Here is a 3827-nt window from a genome sequence, read left to right as displayed (position 1 = left end):
GCGGGTGAGCCACAGGCCCAGGCCCGCCAGCAGGGCCGCCACGACGACCACGAAGATGCCCGCAGCGAGGGCGTGGGACTTGTTTTCCATCAGGCGTCCTTGGTCGAGGGCGAAGCCGGTGCGGGCGCCATGGCGCGCCGGCCGCGTTCGCCGAGAAAGAAATGTTGAATGAACGGGTGGTCGAAGTGCACGACCTCCTGCGGGGGGCCGGAGACGATGACCTTCTTTTCGGCCAGCACGGCCACGCGCGTGCTGAGCGCGAACAGCGTGTCCAGGTCGTGCGTGACCATCACCACGGTCAGGCCCAGGGCGGCGCGCAGCTCGCGCAGCAGTTCGCAGAAATCGTCGGAGCTGTTGGGGTCCAGGCCCGCGGTGGGCTCGTCCAGCAGCAGCAGGGGCGGGTCCATGATGAGCGCGCGCGCCAGGGCCACGCGCTTGATCATGCCGCCCGACAGGTCGGCCGGCATGCGCGTGGCGTGTTCGGGCTTCAGCCCCACCATCTGCAGCTTGACCATGGCCGCATCGCAGACCAGATCGCCCGGCAGCGTGCCCTGCTCGCGCAGCGCGAAGGCCACGTTGTCGAGCACGTTGAAGGCGGAAAACAGCGCGCCCTGCTGGAACAGCATGCCCACGCGGCTGGCGGCGCCGGCGCGGCCCATCTCGGCGGCGGGGCGGCCCAGCACCGTCACCTCGCCCTTGGCAGGCCGCGTGAGGCCCAGCATCTGGCGCAGCAGCACGGTCTTGCCCGTGCCCGAGCCGCCCACCAGGGCCAGCATTTCGCCGCGGCGCACGGTGAGATCGAGGTTCTCGTGCACGGCGAAGGCCTCCTTGCCCTTGCCGAACACGGTGGACAGCCCCTTGATCTCGACCACCGGCGGCGCGTCGGCGGGCGGGGCCTGCGGCGCAGTGTGCGCGGCGGGGGCGGGGATGAGCGAGGTGTCGTCCATGGCGTCAGATCCCGAGGTTCTTGAACGCGATGGCGAACAGCGCGTCCACGATGATCACCATGGTGATGGAGCTCACCACCGAGGCCGTCGTGCCCTCGCCCAGGCTCTGCGTGTTGGGCTTGACGCGCAGGCCCCAGTGGCAGCCGATGAGCGCGATGGACACGCCGAACACCACCGACTTGGCCACCGCCATCACCAGGTTGGGAAAGCTCACCGCGTTGGGCAGCGCCTGCACGAAGTAGGCGGGCGACACGCCCAGCGCGAGGTCGGCCGCGAGCATGCCGCCGGCCAGCGCGCACAGCGTGGTCCACACGGCGATCAGCGGCATGGCCACGGCCAGCGCCACGGCGCGCGGCATGACGAGGCGAAAGCCGTGCGGAATGCCCATGACGCGCATGGCGTCGAGTTCCTCGGTCACGCGCATCACGCCGATCTGCGCCGTGATGGCCGAGCCCGAGCGCCCTGCCACGAGGATGGCCGCGAGCATGGGCCCCAGCTCGCGGATCAATGAAATGCCCAGGATGTTGACGATGAACGACTCGGCGCCGAACTGCCGCAGCTGCAGCGACATCAGGTAGGCCAGCACCACGCCGATGAGAAAGCCCACGATGGCCGTGATGGGCATCGCCGTGGCGCCCATGCGGTACAGGTGGCCCGACATGTCGCGCCAGGGCGCGCGGCGCGGCGAGCGGGCGGCCCGGAAGATGTCGATGAAGAGCTGCCCCACCAGTTCGAGCAGGTGGCGCATGTGGGACAGGGCGTGCAGCACCTGCACGCCAAGCCGGTCCACCTGCTCGGCCAGCCGCCAGGGTGTGTCGGGCGGGCGGGTGGTGCTGAATTCGGCCACGCGCTCGAGCATGTCGCGCTGGCTGTCGTCGAGCGCCAGCCGCTCGGGCCAGTCGCGGCCCCAGTGGTTCCACAGCAGCTGCGCGCCCACGTGGTCCAGCCATTGCAGGCTGCGCAGGTCCCAGCCGATGGCCGGGCCGCCCCGCGCTTCAGACAGCTGGGCCGACAGGGCGCGCCAGTGGCGGCGCGTGCCCAGTTCCGCCGCACCCCAGCGGCCGTGCAACACCGCACAGGGGCCGTCGGGCGTGTCGTCTCGGGTGATGCGGGGCTGGCTGTCGTCTTCGGTCATGGAGGGGGGCGGGAGAAGCTGTGCATGGTAGCGGAGCGGATGGGCCCGGGCGCGTCAGCGCAGAACGCGTCCCTGCGCAGGGCACGGGCCGCGTGAATTATGATCAAAATGCCCTCCAGCACAATATCTTCTAGGGCATATAGCTACAAAAATAATAGCAATCGGCTGTTTCCCTATCGACAGCGGCACGGCGCTACGCACAATGGACCGGCACTGCCGCAATGCCCCGGGAACGTGTTCAACGTCCAACAGCCTCCATGAGCGACACCACTTTCGACTACATCATCATCGGCGGCGGCACGGCCGGCGCCCTGCTGTGCAACCGCCTGAGCGCCGGCGGCCGCCACCGCGTGCTGCTCATCGAGGCCGGCCGCAAGGACGATTACCACTGGATCCACATCCCGGTCGGCTACCTGTACTGCATCGGCAACCCGCGCACCGACTGGCTGTACCACACCGAGCCCGACGCGGGCCTGAACGGCCGCAGCCTGCGCTACCCGCGCGGCAAGACGCTGGGCGGCTGCAGCAGCATCAACGGCATGATCTACATGCGCGGCCAGGCGCGCGACTACGACCAGTGGGCCGAGATCACGGGCGACGACGCCTGGCGCTGGGAACACGCTCTGCCCTACTTCCGCCGCCACGAGGACCACTGGCGCCTGGACCAGCCCGCGTCCGCGACCGAGGCCTTCAAGCGCCTGCACGGCAGCAAGACCACGGGCAGCACCGGCGAGTGGCGCGTGGAAAAGCAGCGCCTGCGCTGGGACGTGCTGGACGCCTTCGCCCAGGCGGCGCAGCAGGCCGGCATTCCGGCCACCGACGACTTCAACGGCGGCGACAACGAAGGCGTGGGCTACTTCGAGGTCAACCAGAAGGCCGGCTGGCGCTGGAACACCGCCAAGGCCTTCCTGCGCCCCACCTGCTACGGGCGGCCCAACTTCGAGATGTGGACCGCCGCGCAGGCCACCCGGCTGTTGATAGACACGCAGCCCGACGGCTCGCGCCGCTGCACCGGCGTGCAGGTGTGGACCGGCGAGGAGATGGTCACCGCCCACGCCACGCGCGAGGTGGTGCTGAGCGCGGGCGCGGTCAACTCGCCGCAGCTGCTGCAGCTGTCGGGCATCGGCCCGGCGGCGCTGCTGCGCCAGCACGGCATCGACGTGGTGCACGACCTGCCCGGCGTGGGCGCCAACCTGCAGGACCACCTGCAGATCCGCGCGGTGTTCAAGGTGAACGGCGTGCCCACGCTCAACATGCTGGCCGGCAACTGGCTGGGCAAGGCGAAGATCGGGCTCGAATACGCCTTCAAGCGCAGCGGGCCCATGAGCATGGCGCCCTCGCAGCTGGGCGCCTTCACGCGCAGCTCGCCCGACCAGGCCCACCCCAACCTCGAATACCACGTGCAGCCGCTGTCGCTGGAGGCCTTCGGCGAGCCGCTGCACGCCTTTCCCGCCTTCACCGCCAGCGTGTGCAACCTGAACCCCACCAGCCGGGGCACCGTGCACATCAAGGGCCCCGACTTCCGCACCGCGCCGGCCATCGCCCCCAACTACCTGAGCACGCCCGAGGACCGCCAGGTCGCCGCCGACAGCCTGCGCGTGACGCGCCGCATCGTCGCCCAGCCGGCGCTGGCGCCTTACCGGCCCGAGGAATGGAAGCCCGGCGTGCAGTTCGAGACCGACGAGGACCTGGCGCGGCTGGCCGGCGACATCGCCACCACCATCTTCCACCCCGTGGGCACGACG

Annotated in this window: 3 protein-coding genes; 1 reads left to right on the top strand and 2 read right to left on the bottom strand. The window is 70.1% G+C overall.

Annotation, left to right across the window (positions count from 1 at the left end; translation table 11 throughout):
- Nucleotides 1–89: 89 nt before the first annotated feature.
- Nucleotides 90–947, bottom strand: coding sequence for an ABC transporter ATP-binding protein (locus AC27IQ_RS20170; protein WP_272549709.1), 858 nt, complete (start codon nt 945–947; stop codon nt 90–92).
- Between the two features lie 4 nt (nt 948–951).
- Nucleotides 952–2082 (bottom strand): MlaE family ABC transporter permease, encoded by a 1131-nt coding sequence (locus AC27IQ_RS20165; RefSeq protein ID WP_487090553.1) that lies wholly within the window; start codon nt 2080–2082, stop codon nt 952–954.
- A 257-nt stretch (nt 2083–2339) separates the two neighbouring features.
- On the opposite strand from AC27IQ_RS20165, the gene AC27IQ_RS20160 reads away from it, so the two are divergent.
- On the top strand, nt 2340–3827 hold a 1488-nt coding region (locus AC27IQ_RS20160), incomplete at its 3' end, for a GMC family oxidoreductase (protein ID WP_487090552.1).

The organism is Acidovorax sp. KPB24-07, assembly GCF_057543315.1.
The sequence above is the reverse complement of the archived record's forward strand: the minus strand, read 5'-3'. Positions and strand labels throughout refer to the sequence as shown.

What these genes read in the sequence shown, in the direction of transcription:
- AC27IQ_RS20170 (WP_272549709.1), bottom strand. Translation starts at nt 947, where the DNA reads ATGGACGACACCTCGCTCATCCCCGCCCCCGCCGCGCACACTGCGCCG.
- AC27IQ_RS20165 (WP_487090553.1), bottom strand. Translation starts at nt 2,082, where the DNA reads ATGACCGAAGACGACAGCCAGCCCCGCATCACCCGAGACGACACGCCC.